The organism is Oceaniferula marina (assembly GCF_013391475.1).
GTDB lineage: Bacteria > Verrucomicrobiota > Verrucomicrobiia > Verrucomicrobiales > Akkermansiaceae > Oceaniferula > Oceaniferula marina.
On the sequence record NZ_JACBAZ010000001.1, the window covers coordinates 536,984 to 560,744 of the forward strand.

22 protein-coding genes are annotated in these 23,761 nt (G+C 51.5%); 15 read left to right on the top strand and 7 right to left on the bottom strand.

Features of this window, described 5'->3' with window-relative positions; genetic code table 11:
• Window positions 1–23 precede the first annotated feature (23 nt).
• The 4 genes from HW115_RS02190 to HW115_RS02205 all read left to right on the top strand — a co-directional run bounded on the left by HW115_RS02190 (window position 24) and on the right by HW115_RS02205 (window position 7,047).
• Window positions 24–1,625: a sialidase family protein gene (locus HW115_RS02190; protein WP_178930935.1), complete on the top strand. Its 1,602-nt coding sequence runs from the start codon at window positions 24–26 to the stop codon at window positions 1,623–1,625.
• A gap of 57 nt (window positions 1,626–1,682) precedes the next feature.
• Window positions 1,683–3,755, top strand: a complete 2,073-nt coding sequence (locus HW115_RS02195) for a family 20 glycosylhydrolase (protein WP_178930936.1) — start codon at window positions 1,683–1,685, stop codon at window positions 3,753–3,755.
• Between the two features lie 40 nt (window positions 3,756–3,795).
• Window positions 3,796–5,295 carry a sulfatase-like hydrolase/transferase gene (locus HW115_RS02200; RefSeq protein ID WP_178930937.1) on the top strand — a complete coding sequence of 500 codons (1,500 nt, stop codon included), beginning with the start codon at window positions 3,796–3,798 and terminating at the stop codon, window positions 5,293–5,295.
• Between the two features lie 126 nt (window positions 5,296–5,421).
• Entirely contained in the window at window positions 5,422–7,047 is a 1,626-nt protein-coding gene (locus tag HW115_RS02205) for a sialidase family protein (protein ID WP_178930938.1), read from the top strand.
• 7 nt (window positions 7,048–7,054) lie between these two features.
• Here the strand turns inward: HW115_RS02205 and HW115_RS02210 are convergent, their stop codons facing one another.
• A complete protein-coding gene (locus tag HW115_RS02210; protein ID WP_178930939.1) occupies window positions 7,055–8,137 on the bottom strand; it encodes a DUF6268 family outer membrane beta-barrel protein in 1,083 nt (360 codons plus the stop codon).
• Between HW115_RS02210 and HW115_RS02215 the strand changes: the two genes are divergently transcribed.
• On the top strand, window positions 8,136–8,663 hold the full coding sequence (locus HW115_RS02215; RefSeq protein ID WP_178930940.1) for an adenine phosphoribosyltransferase: 528 nt from the start codon (window positions 8,136–8,138) through the stop codon (window positions 8,661–8,663). The genes HW115_RS02210 and HW115_RS02215 overlap by 2 nt on opposite strands.
• A 462-nt stretch (window positions 8,664–9,125) precedes the next feature.
• Here HW115_RS02215 and HW115_RS02220 read toward each other — a convergent pair whose 3' ends face one another.
• The gene (locus HW115_RS02220) at window positions 9,126–9,947 is read right to left on the bottom strand and encodes an inositol monophosphatase family protein (protein WP_227021223.1); all 822 of its coding nucleotides are present in this window, start codon (window positions 9,945–9,947) and stop codon (window positions 9,126–9,128) included.
• Between the two features lie 392 nt (window positions 9,948–10,339).
• Here HW115_RS02220 and proC point away from each other — a divergent pair, with 392 nt between their 5' ends.
• From proC to HW115_RS02235, 3 genes are all read left to right on the top strand, one after another.
• Complete coding sequence (proC, locus tag HW115_RS02225; RefSeq protein WP_178930941.1) at window positions 10,340–11,146, top strand: pyrroline-5-carboxylate reductase; 807 nt, start codon at window positions 10,340–10,342, stop codon at window positions 11,144–11,146.
• A 266-nt stretch (window positions 11,147–11,412) separates the two neighbouring features.
• The gene (locus HW115_RS02230; protein ID WP_178930942.1) at window positions 11,413–11,658 is read left to right on the top strand and encodes a Sec-independent protein translocase subunit TatA/TatB; all 246 of its coding nucleotides are present in this window, start codon (window positions 11,413–11,415) and stop codon (window positions 11,656–11,658) included.
• A gap of 14 nt (window positions 11,659–11,672) precedes the next feature.
• A complete protein-coding gene (locus tag HW115_RS02235) occupies window positions 11,673–12,704 on the top strand; it encodes an endonuclease/exonuclease/phosphatase family protein (RefSeq protein ID WP_178930943.1) in 1,032 nt (343 codons plus the stop codon).
• Window positions 12,705–12,715: 11 nt separating this feature from the next.
• Here HW115_RS02235 and proB read toward each other — a convergent pair whose 3' ends face one another.
• From proB to HW115_RS02255, 4 genes are read right to left on the bottom strand one after another with little or no spacing between them, the layout of a single operon-like run.
• Complete coding sequence (gene proB, locus HW115_RS02240; protein ID WP_178931431.1) at window positions 12,716–13,471, bottom strand: glutamate 5-kinase; 756 nt, start codon at window positions 13,469–13,471, stop codon at window positions 12,716–12,718.
• Between the two features lie 39 nt (window positions 13,472–13,510).
• Complete coding sequence (locus tag HW115_RS02245; protein WP_178930944.1) at window positions 13,511–15,208, bottom strand: putative manganese-dependent inorganic diphosphatase; 1,698 nt, start codon at window positions 15,206–15,208, stop codon at window positions 13,511–13,513.
• 55 nt (window positions 15,209–15,263) lie between these two features.
• Window positions 15,264–15,707: a YraN family protein gene (locus HW115_RS02250; protein WP_178930945.1), complete on the bottom strand. Its 444-nt coding sequence runs from the start codon at window positions 15,705–15,707 to the stop codon at window positions 15,264–15,266.
• A 24-nt stretch (window positions 15,708–15,731) separates the two neighbouring features.
• Complete coding sequence (locus HW115_RS02255) at window positions 15,732–16,172, bottom strand: hypothetical protein (RefSeq protein WP_178930946.1); 441 nt, start codon at window positions 16,170–16,172, stop codon at window positions 15,732–15,734.
• A gap of 345 nt (window positions 16,173–16,517) precedes the next feature.
• Between HW115_RS02255 and HW115_RS02260 the strand changes: the two genes are divergently transcribed.
• The 4 genes from HW115_RS02260 (at window position 16,518) to HW115_RS02275 (ending at window position 19,952) form a co-directional block, all read left to right on the top strand.
• The gene (locus HW115_RS02260) at window positions 16,518–17,324 is read left to right on the top strand and encodes a hypothetical protein (protein WP_178930947.1); all 807 of its coding nucleotides are present in this window, start codon (window positions 16,518–16,520) and stop codon (window positions 17,322–17,324) included.
• A gap of 116 nt (window positions 17,325–17,440) precedes the next feature.
• On the top strand, window positions 17,441–18,226 hold the full coding sequence (locus tag HW115_RS02265) for a hypothetical protein (RefSeq protein ID WP_178930948.1): 786 nt from the start codon (window positions 17,441–17,443) through the stop codon (window positions 18,224–18,226).
• A gap of 24 nt (window positions 18,227–18,250) precedes the next feature.
• On the top strand, window positions 18,251–18,724 hold the full coding sequence (locus HW115_RS02270) for a hypothetical protein (protein WP_178930949.1): 474 nt from the start codon (window positions 18,251–18,253) through the stop codon (window positions 18,722–18,724).
• A gap of 31 nt (window positions 18,725–18,755) precedes the next feature.
• Window positions 18,756–19,952 carry a hypothetical protein gene (locus HW115_RS02275; protein ID WP_178930950.1) on the top strand — a complete coding sequence of 399 codons (1,197 nt, stop codon included), beginning with the start codon at window positions 18,756–18,758 and terminating at the stop codon, window positions 19,950–19,952.
• On the opposite strand, the gene HW115_RS02280 is transcribed toward HW115_RS02275, so the two are convergent.
• Window positions 19,936–20,499, bottom strand: coding sequence for a hypothetical protein (locus tag HW115_RS02280; RefSeq protein ID WP_178930951.1), 564 nt, complete (start codon window positions 20,497–20,499; stop codon window positions 19,936–19,938). The two genes, HW115_RS02275 and HW115_RS02280, sit on opposite strands and share 17 nt — an antisense overlap.
• A gap of 110 nt (window positions 20,500–20,609) precedes the next feature.
• On the opposite strand from HW115_RS02280, the gene HW115_RS02285 reads away from it, so the two are divergent.
• The 3 genes from HW115_RS02285 (at window position 20,610) to HW115_RS02295 (ending at window position 23,436) form a co-directional block, all read left to right on the top strand.
• On the top strand, window positions 20,610–21,110 hold the full coding sequence (locus tag HW115_RS02285; RefSeq protein ID WP_178930952.1) for a hypothetical protein: 501 nt from the start codon (window positions 20,610–20,612) through the stop codon (window positions 21,108–21,110).
• Complete coding sequence (locus HW115_RS02290) at window positions 21,107–21,667, top strand: PilW family protein (protein ID WP_178930953.1); 561 nt, start codon at window positions 21,107–21,109, stop codon at window positions 21,665–21,667. Before HW115_RS02285 ends, HW115_RS02290 begins: the two co-directional genes overlap by 4 nt.
• Before the next feature lie 98 nt (window positions 21,668–21,765).
• A complete protein-coding gene (locus HW115_RS02295; protein WP_178930954.1) occupies window positions 21,766–23,436 on the top strand; it encodes a hypothetical protein in 1,671 nt (556 codons plus the stop codon).
• Window positions 23,437–23,761: the final 325 nt, after the last annotated feature.

Genomic DNA, 23,761 nt, shown 5'->3' on the forward strand with positions numbered 1-23,761 from the left:
TACTAAACACACACAATTCAACCATGAACACACACTTATCCATCACTCTTCTGTTAGCATGCTCCAGCATCGCTTCAGCTGACATCCTCTACGAAACCTCCTTTGAAAAAAGCTGGAACGCCAGCGACAAAAACTACAAGGATGCGGAAGATGCCGTCTGGGTATCAAAAAAAGGATTCAACATTAGTAAGAAGCACGCAAAGACGGGAAAACAATCTCTACATCTCATAGGTGGAGAATCGGAAGTGGTGCTGCACCTGCGAGATAACGCCAGCAAGGCCAAAGGTCTGAGTTTCAGAGCCGAGCGCTGGACATCCTCCCCTCCATTCGAATTCAGAATCTCCGCCAAACAAGGAGACAAGTGGACCAAACTCACCCCGCTGGATTTGATTGTCCAAACGGGACGTGGATTCCCCAGCAAGGTTGAACTGAAACTCCCTGAAGGTGAAGCAATCAGCGCGCTCAAATTCACTTCGACCACACCGAAGGACAAGGGAATCTTGATCGACGATCTCAAACTGCTGTCCAAGGCACCCGAATACCCGAGTATGGCTCCCCCACCCTATGTGAAGCCCACGGAGCCTCTGAAATTAATTGAACATAACGATGTCTTTGTATCCGGGCAGGACAATACCAAGATCTATCGAATCCCCGCTATCATCACCGCTAAAAACGGAGATCTGCTCGCTGTGATTGATGCCCGGCGCAACAACGCCGCTGACCTGATCCACCAACGCTCGATCGACATCACCTACAAACGATCCACCGACAACGGAAAATCCTGGGGGGCGATGAAAACCATTGCCGATTTACCCAAAGGTGAGGGAGCGAGTGATGCCTCCTTGATTCTCAACCGGGACAATGGTGAGATTTTCTGTTTTTATAACTGGATGGGCAAAACCAAAGAGTTCCGCTTCTATCTGCAAAGCTCAAAAGACAACGGCCATACTTGGTCGGAACCTAGCGATTTCACCGACCAAATCACTCCGAAAAATTGGGGTAAACTCGATTTCAAATTCATCACCTCCGGCCGTGGCATCCAGACACGAAATGGTAACCTGCTCCACAATGTCGTGCATTTACCCACGCGTGCCGTCTACCTCTATGGGAGCACGGATGGAGGCAAAACCTGGAGTGTCAACGAAACCCCCGTCACACCAGGAGACGAATCCAAGGTCGTGGAACTCAATGACGGAACCCTGATGGTCAACTCACGTGTCGGTGCCGACTACCGCTGGGTGCACCGCTCCAAAGACCAGGGAAAAACCTGGGAATCCAACAAGGAATATCAGTTACCGGACCCAAGGTGCAACGGCTCCATCATCCGCTATACAAGCACCAAGGACGGTTACGCCAAGGATCGCTTGTTGTTCAGCAATGCGGGCTCGCAAACTGGACGGAACAATCTGACCATTCGCATTTCTTATGATGAAGGGCGGACCTGGTCAGCTGGCAAGGTGGTCAACCCGGGAGCATCAGCCTACTCATCACTAACAATCCTCGAAAATGGCAATATCGGAGTTCTCTACGAAAATGGGAATGCCCGCACCAAATTTGCCAGTTTCACCCTCGAGGATTTAACCGATGGCAAGGACAAGCTGAACAAAGTCTACGAAATACGTTAGAAACAACTTGGTTTGTATAAGATTCAATCATGCTCATTTGATTAACCCATATCTCCCATGATGACCCACAACCGCTTCCATTTCAAGCTGCTTACGCTTGCGCTGCCAATCGCTTTACTCCCCTGTGCCCTCATGGCCAAGGGGAAGGTGGCAGAAGCCAAACCGGCGCTACTCCCCTTACCCCAGTCTGTTGAGTGGCACGACCAGGCGATACAACTCAGCACCGTTAACGTGACTCTCCCAAAGCTCAGAGACACGCCAATCAAAGCGGCCAGGCTCAAGCGAGAGTTACAGGAACTGCTCCAAGAAAATCACATCACCCCCAGCGCTGATGCCAAACAAAACATCATCCTCAAACTAGGCAAGGTGGACGTCCCCCGCCAATGGGTAGGCCAGGAGAAGGAAGCCTACTCCCTGATTGCGGAGCAACGAGGTGCTGTCATTACGGCAAATGCGGTGGAAGGGCTCTACTGCGGACTCCAAACCCTACGTCAACTGATGGTCCGACAAGATGGTAAAACCACTCTTGCGGCATGCAACATCCACGACTACCCCGCTTTCAAAATCAGGGGGTTCATGCATGACGTTGGGCGTAACTTTCAATCGCTTGAGCAACTTCGGATGCAGATTGATGTCGCGTCCCGATATAAAATCAACACCTTCCACTTTCACATCACCGAATACCACGGCTGGAGACTTGAAAGTAAGGTCTTCCCGGAACTTCAACGGATCGACACCTTCACTCGCAAACCCGGCAAGTATTATACTCAAAAAGAATTTGTTGAGTTTGTCGATTACTGCTGGGCGCGCGGCATCACCGTGATCCCGGAGTTCGATACCCCGGGCCACAGCGACGCTTTCCGTAAGGCCCTTGGCATTAAAAACATGAAAGACCCCAAGGCTAAAGAAGCCATGGTGAAACTCTTCGATGAGCTTTGCTCACTCGTCCCCAAAGAAAAAATGCCCTACATCCACGTCGGCACCGATGAAGCATCCAGACCTGCCGAACGCGTGAACGCCGACTACTTACCCGCATTGCACCAAGTCATTCACAAAAATGGTCGTGATGTCATCGGCTGGGTGCACGGCATGCACATCAAGGGAGACACAAAACAAATCCAGCAAACCTGGGCCAGCTCAAAACCACTGCCCGAATTGCGCCATATCGACTCCCGCTCCAACTATCTCAACTACCTTCAGGCACTGAACTTTGCCACCCGTATGCACTTCCAACAACCGTGCCGAGTTCCTCATGGTGACGAAACCAACCTGGGAGGCATTCTCTGTTACTGGCCGGACACTAAAGTCGATGATGAAAAACAAGCCCTGCTCAACAGCCCGGTTCTCTCAACGGTGGTCGCCTATTCTGAAGCCGTCTGGAAAGGAGTCAAAAAAGACCACCCGGAATACTGGTGCAAAATTCCTCCACGTAACAGTGAGGCATTTAAAACGTACGCCGATTTTGAAACCCGACTTCTCCAACAGCGCGACCGCTTCATGGCGGGTAAACCTTTTCTTGCCCTGCGCACCTACGATGTCAACTGGCGCTTGCTAGGCCCTGTGGCAGAGGATGAGGTCGCAGAACTTGAAAAGGGTGTTATCAAAGACCATTACCCCGATCACGCATGGTCGACCTCCGTGCAAGGGGCTGCCATTCATCTTCGCCATTTCTTCAAGTTCCCCAGCCACATCCAAAACTTCCCCAAAGGGAAAAACATCGTTTGGGCGAACACCTTCATCTACAGTCCGAAAGATCAAACAGTCGACGCCTGGATCGATTTCAACACCATCGCGGCCTCCGGTTACAAACGGGGTGAACGTATCCCCGAGCAGGGCAATTGGGACGGTAACCCGGCCTGCAATCTGTGGATCAACGGCAAACGCATCGATCCTCCAGTTTGGCAAAGCAAGCACCAGGGGATGGAGCACGCCCTGACCAATGAAATCTACAGTGCCCGCCCACCATCCAAAATCACCTTGAAAAAAGGGTGGAACCCCGTGCTGGTGAAAGCCGCCAATTCTTATAAATGGTGTTTTGCTTTCCTACCAATTCACGTCCATCCAAATGGCGATATCCGTGAAGTGGAAGGGCTCATTTTCTCTCCCACGAAACAGAAAAAGCAGCGGTAGGAATCATCGCAATCAGCACCCTTCCCCATCACGAATGACAATGAAAAAATTAACCACTATTGCTGGAATTACTGCCGTTACCAGCCTGCTTCCCCTCCCGCTGCTTGCTGACTCTTCAGACGAAAAATCTTCACCCACCCAACAACCTAACATCATTCTTGTTATGAGTGATGACCAAGGCTGGGGTGACGTTGCCTACAATGGCAACAAAACCGTAAAAACGCCCCACCTCGACACCATGGCTCGTGAAGGCGTTAGGTTGGATCGTTTCTACGCAGCGGCCCCGGTCTGCTCACCCACTCGAGGGTCCTGCCTGACCGGAAGGCACCCCTACCGCTACAACATCCAGTGGGCTGGAGAAAAAGGTCTCCCGGCAGAAGAAATCACCTTGGCCGAAACACTGCGCGAGGCGGGGTACGCCACCGGACACTTTGGCAAATGGCATATCGGCCAATTGAGCAAAACAGTCAAACAAACTTATTTTCCGGGAGACAAGGCGGATCCTGAGCACTACTCGCCACCATGGGAAAATGGTTACGACGTTACATTCGCCACAGCGGCTTCCGTCCCAACATACAACCCATACTTCCATGACAGCCCTGAGCTAGGCCAACCCGGCTACAAATTCATCATGGATAAACCGGTCGCACACGGTTCGACCATCGGCGTTCGCGTCAGGGAAAACTATTGGACAGGCCCCGGTCAATTTGTCGACGAAAACCTCGCAGGTGAAGATTCCGAGATCCTGATGAGCCGGGCTCTTCAATTCATCCAAAACAACGCCAAAGAACAAAAGCCATTTTTCACAAGTATCTGGTTCCATTCCCCCCACACACCCATTGTGGCAGGCGACAAGATGCGGGCGTTGTATCCCGATGAAAGTATCGAACGCCAACATTGGTTCGGCTGTCTATCAGCGATTGATGTGGAAATAGGACGACTTCGCAAATTGCTCAAAAAACTCGGTATTGCAGACAATACCATCGTCTGGTTCTGCAGTGACAACGGTCCTTCCTACATCCACAACCATAACTCATCCAGACCGTTCCGCGGAAAAAAGGCAACCCTCTGGGAAGGTGGAATCCGCGTCCCTGGGATCGTGGAGTGGCCTGCTCGAATCAAAGGGCAACGAGTAATTGATGTCCCTATGAGCACCAGTGATTTCTACCCTACCTTGCTTTCAGCAGCCGGCGTCCCCACCCCCGAAAAACAACCTGTCATCGACGGTGAAAATGTCCTGCCCATTCTCACAGGCCAACAACCAAAGCGTTCAACGCCTATCGCATTTCAAGCTCCGGTGATGAATGACAAAAACGTGCATGCTAAAAAGGGATCGCTGCAATTATGTCTACAAGGAGATCAATACAAACTAATCAGCTTCGATGGCGGAGCATCATGGCAACTCTACGATCTACTCAACGACAAAGAGGAACAAAACGACATCGCACAAAAACACCCCGAACTCGTCCAAAAAATGGCGGAAACACTCAAACAATGGACCGCTTCCTGCTCACATTCAGCCCAAGGTAAAGATTACTAGCCAACCATTCGGGACAACACCATCCGAACTGGTAGAGCGAAAATACCACTTCGAAAATGACAGCCTCGACATCCTGCGCGGGTATGAACGTTACCAAGCATAAAACCACCCATTTGATTTAATCCCATGAAACTGAAAAGCACACTGACCTCCGTCCTTCTCCTCTCCTTCTTGCTGGGCTCCGCAAACGCAGCCAAACAAGAAATACTGCACAAAACATCCTTCGAAAAACTCAAGCGCGGCAATCTCAGCACGCAGAGAGATGGCAAAACGCAATGGAAGTCACTTGGCAAAAGCGAAGTCACCTCGAAATTTGCCAAGACCGGCAAACAAAGCCTGCACATTTTTGGAGGAACAAACAACACCGTCGAACTGACCCTCGACAACGAGCTCCAACAAATCAGAGGACTCAGTTTCAAGGCCGAGCGCTGGACCAGTAAGAGCCCGTTCGAGTTCCGTATCCTCGCTCAGGTGAATGGCAATTGGAAAGAGGTATCCAAACTCGATGACCTCATCATGGTGGGCCGTGGTTTCACCTCCGATATCGTCGTCAAGCTCCCGCATGAAATCATCGGAGGGCTTCGCTTGGTCTGCACCGCCCCGGACAATGCCGGAGTCCTCATCGATGACCTCAAGCTCCTCAAGGGAGAACCCGAAAATGTCTCCAAAGCGCCGGAAGTCTGTAAGGACCCCATTCATAAACTGCTGGAGAAAAAAGATATCTTTATTTCCGGAACGGAAAACACCCACACCTTCCGTATCCCCGCGCTGATCACGGCAGCCAACGGCGATCTCATTGCCTGTGTCGACGCCCGACGCAAAGGTGCAGGCGATCTGATCTGGGTGAAGGACATCGATATTGTCGTCAAACGAAGCTCGGATAATGGTAAAACCTGGGGTCCCATGGAAACCGTCATTGACTACGGCGACGAAAGCGTTGGCAAACCCGCATCCGACCCCTCATTCATTTTGGATAAAACAACCGGCGAGATCTTCTGTTTCTACAATTTCATGGATCAAATCAATAGTCCAAAGGAGTTTCGCCTCCACGTCCAGAGCTCCAAGGACCACGGCAAAACCTGGAGCAAACCACGCGACATCACCGACGACATTGCCAAACCGGAATGGAAAATGGATTTTAAATTCATCACCTCCGGTCGTGGCATCCAGCGCAACAACGGTGATCTGATGCACACTCTGGTCAATCTCAAGCGCGGCCTGCACCTTTTCGGCAGCAAGGACCACGGCAAGACCTGGGGCTTTATCGACACCCCGATCAAACCGGCCAATGAGTCCAAAGTCATCGAATTGGTTGATGAAAGCCTGATGATCAACTCCAGACTCAACGGTAAGGGGTTCCGAGGAGTGCACCGCTCCAGTGACAACGGCAAAACCTGGGATTTTGAAATCGACCGCGGCCAGGTCGACCCCGGATGCAACGGTAGTATCCTGCGATATACCTCAATCAAAGACGGCTATAAGAAAAACCGACTGCTGCTTTGCCACGCCAACTCCAACCGTGGACGTAAAAACCTGACCGTCAAAATCAGCTACGACGAAGGAAAAACCTGGAGCAAGGGCAAGGTGATTGATGCAGGGCCATCCGCATACTCAAGCCTGAGCATCTGCAAAGACGGCAGCATCTCCGTGCTCTACGAACCCGGATACAAGGCCATCCGCTTTGCACGTTTTACTCTGGAAGACCTCACTGACGGCCAAGACAAACTCAGTAAGCCATACAGAGTCAAATGATGCCCAACTAAAATCGGAGATTGATACCGAGCTGAAGGTAAGGGCTGAGCTCAATATCCTCTTCAAAGAGCGATTTGTTCGAAAGGTCCTCAACTTCAAACCCCTGCCCGACAGATACCCCGGCTCCAGCAAAGCCCCACAGGGCTTTGTAAAGCTGGCCCTCTACCCGCACCCCAAACTGCATGCCTCCGAGTTTGACATAACGGTCGGGGGCCACTCCATTGCCTTCCACATACCAAGTTGGCCAGGTGTAACGCCCATACAACCCAACCAACCATTGGTCGTTGATGCTGTAATTCACGCCACCAATCGGCGGCAACAAATACGCCTGCCACCGCGGTGCCGGACGCCAAATAAAACCAACACCCGGAACCGCAAAATCGTTTCCATACCCAAACTGGGCATACACTCCCGCAAACACCTCCAGATTTTCATTCCACGCATACCCAAGCGCCAAGGCGGCCCCGAGCATCATACCATCGCTGCCACCATCCCCTGTCATACCGGGCATGATCATCCCTCCCCACACCCAATCGCTGGAAACATCATGCACAAATACAATCGGAACATAAATCCCCTCAAGCGTTTCCTGACTCAGTAACCCGAAGTCCCCACGAAAATCGGACCGACTCGAGCCGTAATACAACCAGGCAAAGAGATGATACTCATCTTGATTCAATGCCAAAAACGGAAGAAAGGCTCGAGTTTCCTCAGATGAAACTTCCCCAGGCAACGAATCAAAATCCGCACTGGCTCGGTAGGTGTAGGAAGCTGATCCCACCACGTAACCGAGAGGCCAATCGCTCTCCTTTTTCGAAGCAAACTGAATATCCGGAGCCCCAAACAACGACTGTTGTTTCGCCGTAGCTGCTGGGACAATTCCAAGGTCGTCCATCACGGATCCACCTGCCATACAAGCAAGGGAACTGTAAAGCATCCAACTGACCAACAAGCATGCGACTTTCACGGCCCCGTCATCACATAGGCCATGTCCCATGGCAATGACAATCAAGGCTTTTAAATGCATCCTTGGATCATTTTTCTGTCTTTTGCCTTTAGCCAACACCGCACTGTGATTAGCTTCAGGCATGACCAGTCCATCCGACCAGATACGTGCAGGCATCCGCGATGTTCCCGACTTTCCAAAGCCAGGGATCGTATTCAAAGATATCGCCCCGATTCTCTCGGACCCCGAACTGCTGAAAAAATCGATTAACCTTCTGACGGCCACCGCAGGAGATGTCAACATCGACAAAGTGGTAGGTATTGACGCCCGGGGATTCATCTTTGCGGCACCTGTCGCTCTGGCTCTGAATGCTGGCTTTGTCCCGATTCGAAAACAAGGCAAGCTCCCATGGCAAACCCACAGCATGGCTTACTCACTGGAGTATGGCGAAAATGTTGTTGAAATCCACAAAGACGCGATCCTCCCGGGAGAAAATGTTCTGCTCGTCGATGACCTTCTGGCTACCGGCGGCACCGCAGCGGCTGCCATCAAACTCATCGATCAATTGGAAGCCAACCTGATTGCGGCCTCCTTCTTAATCGAACTCAACTTCCTCAACGGCCGTGACCTCCTCGGAGATACCCGGGTGGAAGCCGTAGTCGATTTCTGAATCGTCCCGGGCTCTCACCAGAGGCGATCGACCCAAAGCAAAAAAACACCCCAAAAAGCAAGGGTTCGGACTTCGCTACCACTTGTGACAAGCAAAATACGTGTTACCTTTCACAGGGTGGCGTGGGATGCTCATACAGGCTCCATGCATTGGGGGCATGTGACCAGCATGTGACCACATCCTAAAACCGTTGGTTCTTCGGCGGAAGGTCCGTTGAGTATCGACGGCTGCCACCCTCTAATCTCCAATAGAAAGGAGCAAGCGATGAGCTATCGACTAGGAACATGGGACCCCTCCCATGATCTTGGAGGGCTACAAAAACGCCTATCGAACATATTCGGAGGCGACAGCGAAAAGAGGCTATCTCTCAAAGATGATACCGACTGGGCGCCGGCTGTTGATGTCGCCGAAGACGATGCGGCCTTTTTTCTCTTTTTTCTCTTTTTTCTCTTCAATCTCGGCTCACAGCTGGTAGCTATCGGCCACAATGCCGAGGAGCTTTTCGTGCACCCCCGGCAAAGCAGCCACCATCAGACGGTCGTTCCACAGATCATAGGGAGATCCAGACTGATTACTCACGATGACACCATTCTCCCTCATCAAAACCATAGCCGCCGCGCAGTCATATGGTTGTAAATCCGTCTCCCAGAACCCCTGAATCCAACCCATACTCAGAGTGGCAAGGTCCAGGGCGGCACTACCTGAGCGACGGATCCCCCTACCTGTAGTCAACACCTTGGCCGCAGCGTCAAAGAAACAAGAACTGACATCCGGGGAGCGATAGGGAAAGCCCGTCATAAACAAAGCTTCCTCAGCAGGAAAAACATCAACAAAGCGAGTGGAGGCTTCTCCATTCCAATAAGCACCCTGCCCTGCCATGGCCGAAAACACCTCGTCGGTGCTTGGCTTATACACCAGTCCCAGCACCGGTTCGTTTTCACGAATCAAGGCGACTGAAATAGAAAAGTGGTCCAAACCACTCAGGTAATTGGTGGTCCCATCCAGCGGGTCCACCACCCAGAAACATTCCCGGGACCCGGACCTCCCGGTTTCTTCACCAAAAAAACCAGCCTCGGGCACAATCCTTCCCAGCCCCTGAAACAACATGGATTCGGATTCTTCATCAACAAAAGAAACAGTCTCCCGAACCGCCTTCATTCGTCCCATCGTCCCCCCCGATTCCGGCCCTCCGGTGTCAGGCATCGAACGAAAGTGCTTCATCTGGAACACCCCAACTTCACGAACCAATTGCAGGCACGCCTCCATCGTTGACTGATCAACCATCCTCATCATTTCGAAAACCTAGGCAGGAACCCCAAGGCTGGCAAGCCCTTCGAAACAATCCACTGCCCAGGACAAATACAATAGGGGCTAACAGACCAGGAAGCTAACAGAATTCACATGATTGGAGAGGATTTACAGGATTTTTTTAGAAGGTAGCAATAGGTTTGAGGCACACCTTGATCTTTAAAAAATAAAAATCCGGAAAATCCTGTCAGCGCCGCAGGCATCACCGAGATCATCTCCCTAATGTAGGAGCCCTGATCCACGGCCCCATCCAATTTCACTGAAACAAAACACCCCGATTGCTTCAAGCCCCAGCTCAAGCTGAGAAATCAGCTTTGCATGCTTTTTAGCGGCTTGCATTCGTTCGTTTGACCGGACTACGCTTGGGCATGACAATAGGATTTATTGGATGTGGCCGTATGGGAAGTGCTCTCCTTGAAGGAGCCCTCAATGCCAAGATGGTTCAAGCCTCCGAGGTTTGGGGATACGACCCATTCCCTGGGGCGGCAGAAGCTCTTTCTGAGAGGCTTGGCATTCAGGTGGCCCAAGACAACCGGGATCTGGCTGCACAATCTGATCTCATCCTGCTCGCCTGTAAACCATATCAAGTAGTCGAAATCCTACAGGAAATCAAAGACCTGCTGACCGAGGATAAACTGATTCTTTCGATAGCTGCAGGCATCACCATCCCAACCATGCAATCCCAGTGCCCGGATAAAACCAAAATCATCCGGATCATGCCGAACACTCCTTCCTTGATCACCCAGGGAGCAAGTGGCATCGCCGCTGGCGCACATGCCACCGAACAAGACTTGGCACAGGCCTGCAAAATCATGAAATCGGTGGGGCTGGTGGAAGTCGTCGACGAAGATCAACTGGACGCCGTAACTTCTCTCTCCGGAAGTGGTCCGGCATACATTTACACCCTGATCGAATCCCTTGCCGGTCAGGCACAACAAGAAGGCTTATCCGCTGATGCCGCACTACGGCTGGCTACCCAAACCGTCATCGGAGCTGGAAAAATGGTGGAAGCTACCGGTATGTCTCCGGCAGAGCTCAGAAACCAAGTCACCTCCCCCGGAGGAACCACCTTGGCGGGACTTGAAGCTCTCAGCGCCAACGGATTCGAATCAAGTATCAAGGCTGGCGTTCATGCCGCCGCCGAGCGATCCCGGGAAATAGCACGGGAATCGTAAGGGGTGACCAAAGAGCCAAGGCTCATTTTTCCATACCATCTTCGCAAAAGAGATGGAAACCGGCGAAAAAAAGCCACGGTGAAAGGCGTAGTCTGTTTAGCTCGTCCACAAGTGGACAGATTACGCCATCGATTCTATTTGCCAAATCAAGCAAAGGAGCTAGCTTTCACTGCATTCAGCGCCCCCCATAACCAGATCCTCAACAAGCTCTGAGAAACCTCTTGTTTTTAATCCAACCATAAACAACTCAACCACCTTTCAATCCTATGACAGAACTTAGTACCATCGCCTTCCTTGGCACGCTCGGAACCCAGGAAATGGTGATCATTTTCCTGATTGTCCTCCTTCTTTTCGGAGCAAAAAAACTCCCTCAACTTGCCCGAGGAGTCGGCAAAAGCATGGGCGAATTCAAAAAAGCCAAAGAGGAGTTCGAACACGAAATTTCCCGGGCCGAGGAAGAAGCGACCAAGCCAAGCAAAGAAAGCAGCCCTCGCAAGGAGGAGGCCAGCTAAGCACCTTCCCCCCGATGCTCCGACATCCATTCCAATACAAATCCATTGCCTCGATTCTTTTCGGGGCATTTTTTTGCCTCTGCACTTCCGCCTGCAGCGAGGAGCCAAGCACCCCGGAGTGGAGTGAGTCTCAATCCAAAAATGAGAGCCGCGAAACTCAACGTGAACAAACAACGCCCCGCCATCAGGGAACAAACCCGAGAACAAACAAGCAAGCGGACGCTTCACCCCAGGTTCGGTTTATCTCATACAACCTGAAAAACTACCTCAGCATGCCACGCTACGTAAGTGGCAAACAAATCACCACGCAGAAGCCAGCATCGGAAATTCAAGCGCTGATATCCATTCTTGCCGACCAGCAACCGGATATCCTCGGCATCTGCGAAATCGGCACGGATGACGATCTGACAGACTTCCAAACGAAACTTCGCCGCGCTGGAGTGGATCTCCCCCACAGCCGACGCGGCTACGGAGCTGACCGCAGACGATCGCTGGCCATTCTCTCCCGCTTTCCCATCGTGGCATGGAAGTTGCCGGAAAAGACCAACTACAAACTGAACGGCCGCACCTTTTCAATCAGCCGGGGAATCCTCGACACCACCATCCAATTGCCAGGGAAACAATTCCGCATGGTCGGAGTACACCTGAAGTCCAAACGCCCGGTGGAAGATGCCGACCAGGAATCGATGCGACGCAACGAAAGCATGCTGCTCAGACAGCATTTGGAAAATATCATCAAACAATCGCCAAAAACGAATTTGATCGTCTACGGAGATTTTAACGACACCAAGGCAAGCCGATCCATCTACAGCATTCGAGGCAGACCCAACAGCCCCGACCACATGCAACTCCTCGATCTCGCCGACGCCAACGGCCACCGCTGGACCCATTACTGGAAACGGGAAGACGTCTACTCACGCTTCGATTACATCATGGCCAACGAAGCAGCAATGATGTGGATCGACAGAAAACAATCATGTATCCTCTCACCTCGAAACTGGCTTGAGGCAAGCGACCACCGCCCGATCTCCGTCATCATTCGCTGATCCCACCCGTATCAGGGGGTAAAGCGGGTGCCCGACGCTCCACCGTTAACGATGGTTTCCAACTTCTGAGGTTTGCGTCCGCTGGCAATAACCGTTTCAATCCCGGCATCCAAAGCAACTCCCACCGCTTTCAACTTCGATGCCATCCCTCCAATGGAAAACTTTCCATGATCATCCCGAACGTGGTCCGCAACCGAATGGATATCCTCCACCCGCTCGACCACAGAGCCATCAGGCCGCTGTAGGCCATCCACAGTACTGAGCATCACCAACAAACGGGCACCCAGCAACTTGGAAACCTTGGCTGAAAGCATGTCATTGTCACCAAATCGAAGTTCGCGCACTGCCACTGTATCGTTTTCATTGATGATCGGGATAATGTTCCCGGCTCCAATCAATCGATGCAACGTGTTCATCACATGATCGCGCCGTTTATCACTTTCCAAATCCGCAGCCGTCAGGAGGATCTGGGCCACATTCAAACGAAACTTCTGAAACAGGTTTTCATAGGCATGCATCAAGCGGCTCTGACCGACAGCGGCACAGGCCTGACGGGAAGCGGTATCATCAGGATAGCCATCGAGCGCCAAAGCTGAGACGCCAGCGCCAACCGCTCCACTCGATACCATCACGCATGGCACGCCCCTCAACATAAGTTCGGAAACGGAAGTCACCAATCGAACCAAAGATGCTTCGTCAAGGGTTCCATCCTCCTCCCGGGTCAAGACCCCGGTTCCTATCTTAATCACTACAATTTCCTCGGACATTGGCATGGTTTTCTATCTCAAATTACTAAAAGGTCATGATTATTGGCTGGCAGCCGCCACTCGCAGTGCCTGACAAACAGCCGGGAATACTTGCTTTTTACGACTCACCACACCAGGTGCCTGAAACACCCCCTGCCCGTCCCGATCAAAAGGTAAGGCTTGAACGATTTTCTCGTCCCCACTCGCCAAAAGCACACTGTGCAGCTTGTTAATATCGGTCACAATCATCAGGGCGAGGTCATATCCCTTATGAGCCACCAAACTGTCAAGCGTTGTCATCAACTCCTCACGCCGGTCATCAAAAAAGTCCAGACCGGCCTCTTCCACATGGGAAATACTTACCCGGGCACCATTTTCTTCAAAAACCTTACGGTCTTCACCCACAGCATCCGAGCTGGTTCCATGTGCGAGCAACGAACCGGAAGCAAAAAAATCACGGGTGAACTGCCCGGCATCCACTTCGGCAATTCCGCACAACCATTGCAATATCTCCCGATCCAGATCCGTGGTTGTCGGTGAGGTCAGGTTCAAGGTGTCAGAAATCATCCCGGCGATCAAACACTTCGCCACAGGCTTGGGCACCTCGATGCCCGCATAGCGGTACTCCCTTGCCACCAAGGTGGAGGTTGATCCGACAGGTTCGTTCAAGTAGCGAATCGGCTCGCGGGAAATGATGTCGCCCGCCAAGCGGTGGTGGTCAATCACTTCCAGCACTTCGGCATCCTCCACCCCCTCGACAGCCTGTGAATACTCATTGTGATCCACCATCACCATGCGAATCCTCGGTGGATCAATCAAATCGGACTTGGAAATCACCCCTATCAGGCTGTTATCACCTGGATTGACTACTGGAAAAAGGTCCTGTTTGTGGTTGGCGATGCGCTTGCGCATCCCCCGGACCGACTCATCAGCCAGCACCCGGTAAACATCCTTATTCAAAGCATGGCTGACCATGCGGGAGCAACGGATTAACTTCGCCGCCGATGCCGTATCCAAGTTACAAGACAAAATACCCACCCCATTCTCGCGGGCAGCCTGAATGAGATGCTCGGGAGGCTCAAATCCGGAAGTCACCACCAGCATGCGAACTCCGTATTCAATCGAAATCCGCTGCACATTCGGCCTGTCTCCGCACATCACCACATAAGAGCCGACGTCTCCCTTCTCCTTTGCCATCTCCAACCTGCGTTGGACCGTTTCAGGGCTGGAGGCTCCAACCAGCATCACAATCTCCCGCTCCTCACTCTCCAACTCAGCTCCTACGGATTTTGCTTCGAGCGTGGTTTGAATTTTTTCCGGAGACACCTGCATTCTACGCACAGATTCAGCACCGAGTTCGGAGGGCATCAATAATTGCAACAAATCGAGATACTTAAGCAAGCCCCGCAGCTCTCCTTGGTCGTTAACCACAGGAATACTGCGCACCCCTGTCGACAGCATCAAACGATAGGTCGCTAAAAAGGTCTCGTTTTCATTCACCTGAACCACCTCCTTGCGACAAATCATTTCAGCCGTCGCATTAACATCGTCGATCAACAAAGGCTTTTCCATCCCTGCCTGTTCAAGCACCCAGGCCGTCCGCGCGGGAACGGGTCCGCAGCGTGCAGCCACAGCCTTGCTTTCCCCCTTGCGACGCAATAGGTCAGCGTAGCCAATCGCCGCGCAAATGGCATCCGTGTCGGGGTTGCGGTGCCCCACCACATACAGGGGCATTTCAATAGTAGGATTTTTGATCATATGAATGTGCGCAGAGAGTTTCCGAAGATCCGCTCAATTGCAATCATCGAGTGCGTCAAAACGCGTTCCGAATGACCACAATTTCCGGAACTTCACCATCCGTGAGAATGACTTCGACAACGTCAAAGCGCCAGAGTAACTGACGAGTCCCCAGCAAATGCAACCAGGCATTGGCACCGCGTTCGATCAAGTCCTGCTTGGCCAGATCGACAGCCTCCAAGGGACGCCCATACCCCCGGTGCGTGCGAGTCTTCACCTCGACAAATCCGAGCGTATCGCCGTCACGCGTGACAATATCGATCTCGCCTCCCTTTGGCCCACGATAATTGCGGTACAAAACCTTACGCCCCTCGGATCGCATCCGGGAACAGGCAATCCTCTCACCCAGGTCCCCAATCGCGATACGGCTCAACTTTTCCCCAGTGGCATCATACAATGACACCGGGGCATTCAATAAACGGCTCCAACGTCCGTAGAACCATGATCCAGCCGATTTCATCGAAACTCAGAAACATCAAACCGACTAGTCGTCTTCGTATTTCTTGTGCCCTTCTTTTTTAACCGATTTGATCTTGCTCATCGCAGCATCCACCTTGGCCTGATCTTCGTCCAAATAGGCAAGTTCGAGCTCACACAAGGCGGCGTAACACACCCCCATCAAACGCTTGTAATCAGCCAAGGCCTTCGCCTTCTCCTTGCCCTCCGGCATCTCTTTCAGCATCGCAGGTTCATAAGCCATGCCTTTGCGGCACCCGTCAGCGGCAACACGGGCAGCCTTGGCGCCCCCAGCCCAATCAGCCTTATCAATCGTTCGCAACGATTTCAGGGCCTTGGCACTCTGTTCCATGGCTTCACCCAAGGGAGTGTGATCTTCCTCATCCGCAACAACAGGTGCTACCAAACATAAAGAAGCAGCGCCAAGGGACAAAAACATACGATTGATACAATGTGTGAATGTCATCATACCCCTATCCAAGCAGGGACAATGGATCTGTCAATCTTCTATCAGACCAGGATCTTGATCTCTGCAGAAAAATAGATCCGTCCGCCCCACTGGAAATCAGCCCCTCTCGACCCCAAAAAATCCATGATGATGCATACAAAAATAGTATTGACTCTATCTGTTATGTGGAGATACTGGGGTTGCTTTCAAAGTTGGGCATTGCTTCAGCCACCCCCTAAACGACTGAGGCTTCTCGTTCATTATGAATGAAAGACCGACTCCAAAGCACTCACCCATCCTCCCTCCCGAAACCCAAAACCTTTCCTGCCACTGACATCTAGTAAAAAGACCAGAAATCCATAAACAATGCTACAAGCATTTCAATTCGTATCGATCAGCCTGAGCCTCTGTGCAATCTTTTGCACACCCGAGTCTCAGGCGCAATATGTACAGATTGACCAGGAGTTTGGCTTAAACCAGCATACAGAACACCAACACCTCGCATTTCTCGCAGCCCGTCGAGACTCGATCCCAGGCCTATTGAGCCCATTCAACGCACCGCCCAAAGCTAAAGTCCTCGTAGAAGAACCCGAACCGTGGCTCACAACCCCACATCCATGGAGGCGGGGTATCACAGCAACCGTTTTTTGGGTTGGAGAGCGAGCCAGCGAACGCAACCCTACACCCAACGACTCCAGTGCTTGGGACCCCAACTGGCAGGCCAACTTCGGAGGGGAAGACCACCCGGCAAAGCGGAATGGCTACCTTCCAGCTGGGTTCACACCCAAGTTAAACCCCTTTTATATCGCCCTTCCGTATAACGATCTCGCCCCTGATGGCGTTCATTACCCAGAAGCATCCGAGGTCATCCCATGGTTCTGGAAAACCTACCGTGGTGAATGGACCTCCGTTTGCAAAGGCCGCTGGATTGCCGTCCACTACCGAGGGAAAGTTTGCTATGCCCAATGGGAGGACTGCGGCCCATTCAACTCAGACGATTGGCAATACGTGTTCAGAGGGCAACAACCGAAACCCACCCCCAATGGCAACGCGGGAATCGAGGTCAGCCCGGCAATCCGCGACTATCTCGGCATCCGTAGCGGCTTCCGAGTATCTTGGAAATTCATCGAAGACCACGAGGTCCCCAACGGCCCTTGGACACAAAGACACTAAACTCTATACAGCCCACACAACGTATTCTCCAAAAGATCACTCCATTTTTCCAATTTCATTCCATATAAACACTCCAATTCACACAAACAATCCAATACCAACAAACAAATAATACCATGAAAACCAAGACAAGCATCAACACACTCGCCCTTCTGGCCATGAGTGTGGCAACCAGTCAGGCAGACCTGACATTCACAGCGCCCGGCGGAGATTCCGCAACCGGAAGCAGCACATCAGGCACCCTGGCCATCAATGCCGGAGAACACAATAAATACCAGATCACAGGCTACACACTCGATGCCGGTCAAACAAATAAAGGTCTGACCGTCTCAGCCTCGGCCAACGGCACCAGTATCTTCAGCAACGCAAGCCTCGTTAAAAAAGGTGGTGTAACCACCGTAACCTTGGCTAACCCCATCACCATCGAAAACTCAATTACGACCATAACGCTTAGTTATAATGGCGAAGAAGCTCCCAAATCCGGCGTCGTTGTCGAAATTCTTGCCACCATCACCGATGCATCAGTCGAACCAACCGGAACTTTAGAAGCCCCGCTGCTTGCTGCAGATGACGGCCAGGAACTCCCATTTCTCAATTGGACTATCTCCAAACTCATGGATGCCAACGCTGAAACAGCCAACCCAGCCACGGGTTCATCCGGAGAAGACCAGAGTGAATCAGAAGATGCTGACAACATTGGTAAAGCAAAAAGCAACAATGGTCACGGTAACAACCTCGATGGCATCGATGTCTCCAACCCTGGCAAAAGCGCCGAAAAATGGGCCTCACAAGGAAAACTCGACACCGATTACAATGGGGATGGCGAATATGAGGACGACGAAGGAAAAGGCGGCGGATCAGCCATGAGCCAAACTCCTGTCAAGAACACCACATCTTCCTAAGATTCCATTGCTTTGTCCTCTTCTATGAAGAATATCTATCCAGCACGATTTGGCATCACCGCCCTTCTGGCAGTCATCACTTTGACCTCTTGCCATTGGGTAAGCGCTCAAACCCAACCGTCAAGCGGCAAACCCAAAGTCGATATCAAACGCCCATCCGTCTACGATGGGTGCAAGATCGTCAATAACAACAAAGAACACGCCATCCTTCCGATCGGAAGCATCGTATTCTTGCCAGATCGCGTCAAATCCAGAGTTTCGGATAAACCCGAAGGCCGATTTAAACTCTGGCCGGATTTCCTCAAGCGCAACAGAGACTGGATTTGGACTTTCGAAGTTACTCTCGATCAAGCCAAAGGCATTGCACCAATCCCACAGGCCAAGCTCGATGAGTTTACCAAACTCAACCGCATGGTCGTAGCCACCAACAATGGCAACCCGGTTGCAATCCTCTCCAAAAAGCAAAAAAGCAAGGAAGGCAAAGCCGAAAACAAATAAATACATCAACAAACCCCAACATCACAAAACCATGAAAACATTCCAAAGTCATCACAGCGCCGCCATTGCCTGCGCCGCCATGCTCGCCAGTATGAGCCTGGTATCAGCCAGCAATGACAGCTTCATCAAACAATGGCAATTATCAGATGACGGCAGCCGCGTCTGCGTCAGCACCATCTATTTTGCAGGTCCAAATGACGGCAGCAGCTCCAGTGGCACAAAAACTTCCGAGCAAACCGTTGGCTCAGCGGGTTCGTATTACGAACTCTGGACCGATGGTATCGGCTCGGATAACAGCACCAACTACCTGCTCGACACGGCCTATGTCGCACCCTATGCCCCGGAATCGACTATCACCTTCAGCTCGGGCGACCCCTATGCCACAGCGCGAACCCGTGCCGACGAATCCTTCTGGGTCCATGTTGGAGTCAAAGACCTCATGGCACCAGACACCGGAGCCCCTGATTCCGCACTGAATGTCTACTTCCAACACACCGCCCTCGCCTATGACTCATCTACCAATGGGGCTGCAGCTGGCGCCGAAGAAGCATTCATTCAAGATGCCTACATCAATGATAACGGGACCATTCACTTGGAAGGAGCCTCTCAGCTCGCCAACGAGGGAGTGACTGCAGATGACCCCGACGGCATCGCTTACAAGCAACGTGGAGAGGACATCTTCCGTTCATATGCCTTTGTCCGTGATGGAACCGCTTCCAGCGGCCTCCAGATCGCCGAAGGTAAAATCCAGATTTGGCCCATTGCCGAGGCGAGCATCTACCTCAAGGATTATGAGCCAGATGCCACACTCACCCGCTCGCTTCCCGACATCGAAGTCTCAGTGACGGACGCATATCCCTACAGCACCACCTATGTTTTGATCTACAAAGGGCAAAAGGATTCAAGCGGCCGTGACAGTGCTCAGGTCATTGAGGCCTACCGCCGCAGCTTCCCAAGCACCACAACGGTACCTCAGAACCTCAGCATCACTATTCCAGCAACGAACTGGACAGCCTATGTTCCTGATGATGGAACCTACACCCTTGAGGTAGTCACCCATACGCCGTTCGAAGGCCTCGCTTACCCAAGCACGTCAACGGACACCGATGGAAACAATATCCTGGATACCGACCACCTCCCTACATCCGGAGGACTCCGTCTCGTCCACAATACCTTCACCGTTGACCGGACCGTTCAGGTCAAAGGCAACGTTATTTCTTCGGAATAACGTTTTGATTACGGTAGAGTATGGAAAAGCGGGCCGATTGACGTTGGCTGGCCGTATCCTCCACCTCCGTAAACGCAATCAATAACAGGAGCCCGGAAACGGGCTCCACATGATACGACACCGACTTGCGCAATAGCTGTCCCTCCTTTTTTTGCTGCTTATTGTTCGGCGTAAACTCACCATGCTTCAAGGTTAAGGCTTTTTTCACCTTCTCAAAATCAGCCTTGACCGAAGCAGGTTTCATTCCTGGCGCACCATAGTGCACAGAAACTTCATACAGCTTACCCCAATGGTAATGAGCTTCCAGAGCATATGCCTGATGACCGGGAAGAGGGCCCCGGATCGAAGAAACACGGATTTCCCTGATTTCAGGATGATTCCCGGGCATCTTGATGTTCACATCCAAGCTCTTCGCTTGCGCCCAGTCCAGCACCTTATCCGGGGTGCCTCCCCATTCTAATCCAAAAGGAGGAGAAAGAATCGCCTGAGCCCGCACCCCACCCCCATGGATGAGAACAAGAGTGAAAACAATCGATACAATTCTCATAAAACGTGTTAACCTAATGCACATACGCAGCGAGAAGTAACGAAATACCCGACAAATGACAAGCAAGTTGCTCTACCCAACAGGCTGAAACCATCAATTGAAGACCAAACATGCGCATCCTGAAAAAACAACACCGAGTCCAACACCATGCCGCCGGCAGCATGTTACTCGAAATGACCGTAGCATTGGGGCTACTGACGGCCATCAGTTTTTTTCTATTCAAAGGAAGCCTGGACGTCATGAAACCCCGTCAATGGGTGATCAGACAAAACATCACCGACGCCTACCTCAGCTACGAGGAGGCCTACGCCAAGCGGGTCAGCTTTGAAGAATTGACAGCCTCGGAATCGAACTGGCCTGTGTATCCCGACACCAGCAGCAGTACGGTCGAGGTAGGCAAGGCCCCCGGGGGGGATGCCATTAACGGGACGCTCATCCGCACGCGCGTTGCAGGAGAAAACAATATTCCCGACTCAAGTGATAGCGATTACGCCACCAAACTAGCACTCAACCCAGCAAAAATGGAAACTTGGAAACTGAAAAGCCATCTTAGCTACACCTTAAACGGTAAAACATACGTAAAATCAAGAACCGTGGTCCGCACCCGATGAAGACGCACTCATATCAACACACGGTGAAGCCTGGATTCACGCTCATCGAATTAACCATCGCCATGATCGTCGGCTTGATGATCATCATGGTCACTTTGTCGCTGTTCACACAACAAACCCGAGCCTTTGATATTCTTAAAAAGCAAAATTTTATGATCCGCGAGGCTCCTCAAATCAACAACTTACTCAACAGTATTGTTTCACGAGCCGACGCCATTCAAATGTATCCCACAACAGCCGATGCGATTTCAGGAACCAATGCGGCAACAACCAATGCCACTGTGCTTGCACTCAAATTTCAGGGCGTCAGCGTGGAGTCTGGAACCACAGCGATATCCGAAAGTTATGGCGTCGTTGCCTACGACACCGCCACACAGGTACTGAATTACTATGGCAATTTAACGACCTTGGCAGATCTCGATCCCTCCACCCCCTCCTGGGCTGTCTCCACGCAGCTCAAAAATGCAACCTTCTCCGTTGAGAACGGGGTCCTAAGAATTCAACTCACAGGCCCCCATGACGGAGTTATCACCTATTCAACCACTCCGCTGCAATGATCACCAACGCGAACTGCCACCATCAAAAAAACGCACCGGGATTTGCGTCCGTTCTTTCCGTTCTAGCTCTAGGAATGGGCCTACTTACGGTGCTCATCATGATCTACAAGGATACCTTGCAAACCCAAAGCGATCAAAAAAACCTCCTATTAAGAAACGACTACGAACAGCGTGAAAGTGCCTTTTTAAGTGCTCTGACCAATATCATCCCCAACAAAGCCATGCGCGGTATGATGGAAGGTGCTGACGCGGAATCTGACCTTGAGTGGGAAAGCATTTTTAATGAAGCCCTCACCCAGGCCAACGCCCATCAGGCAGTCAACTCGGCAGAAGCCACTGCTCTCGGCTTGAGCAGCATGCGCTCGGCGAACACCGCCAACACCACTCTGGATCCAAGTTCGATCATCCACTCGATTTTTGAAGATGGAGGCCTGATTAGCTCGGGGACCAACTCCGTTGGAACTTCGACCTACAACTACCCTCCACTGCTAGGATGCGATTCCAGTTTAAAAGCGGATGACGAGTCGGCCCCCATTATTTCACATTTAAAATCTGACGGGACCGGCAACGCTTACAGCAAAATTCCAGCACCAGCATTGCAGTTCAATTACCAAAACAACAGCACGTTCATTGCCAAACACAATTGGTGGACGTTCAAAGTTTCATTTGCAGAGCAAGACGCCAGCAAAACCAATCTATCACGAACAAGCAAACAATATCTCATCTCCCTATATGAAGTTCCAGCCCAGTTGGCGATCAATAGTGCCGCCTACACCAATTTCGGTGCCCATGCAGATGGCACGGAGTGGTCTAACATAACAACATCCGGCGGAGTTTTCGCGTCCAGTGTAAAAACAAAAGGAGGATTTTCACCGGATGCCATCGCCAGCCGAAAAGGTATCGAAGTCGCCGATAATTCGAACCCATTTGCTGTCGATAACGCAGATCACAATAAAAAGCTCTACGGAGGCGCGTCCTCCGTCTACTCCTCCGCATCAGAAGGCGGCCGGGTAGCATTTATCCCCATTAACCGCGGCTACGATTTCTACGCCAGAAGCCTGGATGTCGAAAAAACACCAGACACCAATATGCAATCGTCTTCTGCCATTTCCTCCCAATCAACCGCATGGGAGTTCTATAGCGCGGGTGCCAACCAATGTGTCATGACCTTTACAGGTGAAACGCTATACTACCTCGAAGATGGCAAGAGCACACTCTCCGCCGTTGACATGACAGAAACACTCAATGCCTTCACCTATGAGGATTCCGCGGCTGGTGATCAATGCATCAAAGTCAACATGGAAAACCTGATTGCTTTCCTGGGCGACAACCTAGCACTCAACCCCTCACTCTGCGTCAATACCGACCGATACGTGCTCCTCGCCAAAGCTGATGACCTTTCAGACTTCGAAAACGGCTTTTCCCTCGTTGCTAATCAGCGGCTCATTCTGGATGGTGACATCAACATCACCAAACTCGACAGCGCGGACCGCTACCCCCCACTCTCCCTCTACGCCCCCGAAAAACGTTTTGGTAACGGAGATGGCAACGCTACGCTTAAAATTGAAATTGAAGGACAAATGGGATCTCTCGCCGATAATACGGATAAATCAAATGCCGTTAATATTGGAGACCTCATGGTCAACGGTGAGTCCACTGTCAGAGCGGATGACATCAAAGCAACGCTTAGTTCCGTCACCGAAGTAAACCAACTTCCACCTATCAACATGATGAACTGGATGATCGTCATCAGAGAGATTCGACCTTAACTCTCTACCTCACCTAACACACAAATCAAACCGCCCTGTTTTTATAAAAAAAAGCAACAAATGAAGATCGAAACTAACTTATCTTCAACCGCTTAGGGCTTATTGTTTTTTCTGCTATTTCTGCTAGACAAGCAGCGAGATTTACTTGATTAGATGCGTATGCAATCGCAGCCCACTCCAATCTAACACAATAGATTGCTATCCCCCCAAGGTAAAGGCCTCCCCAGAGCCCACCTCCAAAGTCTCCCTCAGAGCTACTCAAAGCTAAACATTTGTGCATTCGACCTGCCACAAACAGGCCTAATATACAATCTATAGCCTATTG

Bases quoted from the DNA above. Each gene is read 5' to 3' on its own strand.
- HW115_RS02190 (WP_178930935.1), top strand. From the start codon at position 24: ATGAACACACACTTATCCATCACTCTTCTGTTAGCATGCTCCAGCATC.
- HW115_RS02195 (WP_178930936.1), top strand. From the start codon at position 1,683: ATGATGACCCACAACCGCTTCCATTTCAAGCTGCTTACGCTTGCGCTG.
- HW115_RS02200 (WP_178930937.1), top strand. From the start codon at position 3,796: ATGAAAAAATTAACCACTATTGCTGGAATTACTGCCGTTACCAGCCTG.
- HW115_RS02205 (WP_178930938.1), top strand. From the start codon at position 5,422: ATGAAACTGAAAAGCACACTGACCTCCGTCCTTCTCCTCTCCTTCTTG.
- HW115_RS02215 (WP_178930940.1), top strand. From the start codon at position 8,136: ATGACCAGTCCATCCGACCAGATACGTGCAGGCATCCGCGATGTTCCC.
- HW115_RS02210 (WP_178930939.1), bottom strand. From the start codon at position 8,137: ATGCCTGAAGCTAATCACAGTGCGGTGTTGGCTAAAGGCAAAAGACAG.
- HW115_RS02220 (WP_227021223.1), bottom strand. From the start codon at position 9,947: ATGGTTGATCAGTCAACGATGGAGGCGTGCCTGCAATTGGTTCGTGAA.
- proC (WP_178930941.1), top strand. From the start codon at position 10,340: ATGACAATAGGATTTATTGGATGTGGCCGTATGGGAAGTGCTCTCCTT.
- HW115_RS02230 (WP_178930942.1), top strand. From the start codon at position 11,413: ATGACAGAACTTAGTACCATCGCCTTCCTTGGCACGCTCGGAACCCAG.
- HW115_RS02235 (WP_178930943.1), top strand. From the start codon at position 11,673: ATGCTCCGACATCCATTCCAATACAAATCCATTGCCTCGATTCTTTTC.
- proB (WP_178931431.1), bottom strand. From the start codon at position 13,471: ATGTCCGAGGAAATTGTAGTGATTAAGATAGGAACCGGGGTCTTGACC.
- HW115_RS02245 (WP_178930944.1), bottom strand. From the start codon at position 15,208: ATGATCAAAAATCCTACTATTGAAATGCCCCTGTATGTGGTGGGGCAC.
- HW115_RS02250 (WP_178930945.1), bottom strand. From the start codon at position 15,707: ATGAAATCGGCTGGATCATGGTTCTACGGACGTTGGAGCCGTTTATTG.
- HW115_RS02255 (WP_178930946.1), bottom strand. From the start codon at position 16,172: ATGATGACATTCACACATTGTATCAATCGTATGTTTTTGTCCCTTGGC.
- HW115_RS02260 (WP_178930947.1), top strand. From the start codon at position 16,518: ATGCTACAAGCATTTCAATTCGTATCGATCAGCCTGAGCCTCTGTGCA.
- HW115_RS02265 (WP_178930948.1), top strand. From the start codon at position 17,441: ATGAAAACCAAGACAAGCATCAACACACTCGCCCTTCTGGCCATGAGT.
- HW115_RS02270 (WP_178930949.1), top strand. From the start codon at position 18,251: ATGAAGAATATCTATCCAGCACGATTTGGCATCACCGCCCTTCTGGCA.
- HW115_RS02275 (WP_178930950.1), top strand. From the start codon at position 18,756: ATGAAAACATTCCAAAGTCATCACAGCGCCGCCATTGCCTGCGCCGCC.
- HW115_RS02280 (WP_178930951.1), bottom strand. From the start codon at position 20,499: ATGAGAATTGTATCGATTGTTTTCACTCTTGTTCTCATCCATGGGGGT.
- HW115_RS02285 (WP_178930952.1), top strand. From the start codon at position 20,610: ATGCGCATCCTGAAAAAACAACACCGAGTCCAACACCATGCCGCCGGC.
- HW115_RS02290 (WP_178930953.1), top strand. From the start codon at position 21,107: ATGAAGACGCACTCATATCAACACACGGTGAAGCCTGGATTCACGCTC.
- HW115_RS02295 (WP_178930954.1), top strand. From the start codon at position 21,766: ATGATCTACAAGGATACCTTGCAAACCCAAAGCGATCAAAAAAACCTC.